Genomic DNA, 1,480 nt, shown 5'->3' on the forward strand with positions numbered 1-1,480 from the left:
CTCAACTTCTAGAACCCCAGCACCGATACCTCGCTGCACGTGGTTGGCCTCTGCCCACCACTGCTTGCGAGCGAACCAGCGAACCGGCTTGGCCAGCACGGCATAGGTAGCGCCCTGCCAGTTGAATTTGACCGGTTCACCAGCCTGGTTCACCGATACGGCAATGGTTTTATCCATGATTACCCTCATTTAGAACGCCCACACCCGGGTGGAGGAGGGCGTTATACACAGATTTATAATTCGAACACTTGTTCGAATGTTAAGAGTGTATGGGGTAACGCCGACAAAGCAAATTCGCCCCAAATCCAGGCAAGATTCCGCTGAATTAGGGTTGGAACATGCCACCGGTAGCCAAGATCAAGAACGGGTTCGAACCCAAGATTTGTGAGCGCTGCGGCCTGCCATTTGAGTGGCGTAAGAAGTGGGCCAAGGACTGGGCCAACGTCAAATACTGCTCCAAGAAGTGCAAGGGCTAAGACGTGACTTTCCAGCGCATCCTTTATGTGGCGCACGACCACCTAAACCGCACCCGCGGCGTTCTGAAAAATTCCGACCCAAACACCGATGTCATCGTTCTCGTAGAGAGCGCCCGCATGACCACGGGTAGACCGTGGCACAAAGAGCGATTGTTCTTTTTGATTTCGTCGGCCAGACACTTGGCAGCAGAGCTAACTGACGCCGGTTTTACCGTGCGCTACATCAAAGCCGCCAAAACCATTGATGGTTTGAAAAACGCGCTCGCCGAATTTGGTGAACTGCCAATTGTTTGTGCCGAGCCATCATCGTTCAAGCAATACGCTCAGCTAAAAGAATTTGGCGTGGAGTTTATTGAAAACGATTTCTTCTTGACCAGCCGTGAGCTTTTCAAACTGTGGGCAGAGAAGCAAAAGACATTTGTGATGGAAAACTTCTACCGCGCACAACGCACGCGTTTAAATATTTTGATGACCAACGGTAAGCCAGAGGGCGAGCGTTGGAATTATGATGCCGATAACCGCTTACCACCGCCAAAGAATTATTCCTGGCCGCCTTACCTAGAACACCCGCGTGACAAAATTGATTTAGAAGTTGCTAAGGAACTAGATTTCACACCAACCAACACTTGGGCAACAACCCGTGCCGGTGCTCTGCAGCAACTTGAAAACTTTATTTCCAATCACCTGCACGCTTTTGGTCCATACGAAGACGCTATTGCCGCAGACAACTGGGCACTGCACCACTCACTGCTAAGTCCGTACCTAAACAACGGATTGCTGCACGCCGATGAAGTTGTTGCCGCGGTTGTTGCTGCCTACAAGAAGAAAAAGGCACCGATTGAATCGGTTGAGGCATTTGTGCGTCAGGTAATTGGTTGGCGTGAATACATCAACGGTATGTATTGGTTCCTGGGCGAGGATTATCGAAACCGCAACGCACTGAACGCCAATCGCAGACTATTGCCGCTGTTTACCGATTCATCAAAAACAAAAATGAATTGCGT

2 protein-coding genes are annotated in these 1,480 nt (G+C 50.3%); both read left to right on the top strand.

Translation table 11 applies throughout. From position 1 onward, the window contains the following. The first annotated feature begins 338 nt into the window (after positions 1-338). A complete protein-coding gene (locus tag Q0L26_RS07140) occupies positions 339-476 on the top strand; it encodes a DUF2256 domain-containing protein (RefSeq protein ID WP_366518401.1) in 138 nt (45 codons plus the stop codon). A 3-nt stretch (positions 477-479) separates the two neighbouring features. Then, positions 480-1,480: cryptochrome/photolyase family protein (locus Q0L26_RS05675; RefSeq protein ID WP_296648564.1), on the top strand; the 1,001-nt coding region annotated here is incomplete at its 3' end.

The sequence above is a fragment of the Rhodoluna sp. genome, from assembly GCF_024641065.1.
Taxonomy (GTDB): domain Bacteria; phylum Actinomycetota; class Actinomycetes; order Actinomycetales; family Microbacteriaceae; genus Rhodoluna.

What these genes read in the sequence shown, in the direction of transcription:
- Q0L26_RS07140 (WP_366518401.1), top strand. Translation starts at nt 339, where the DNA reads ATGCCACCGGTAGCCAAGATCAAGAACGGGTTCGAACCCAAGATTTGT.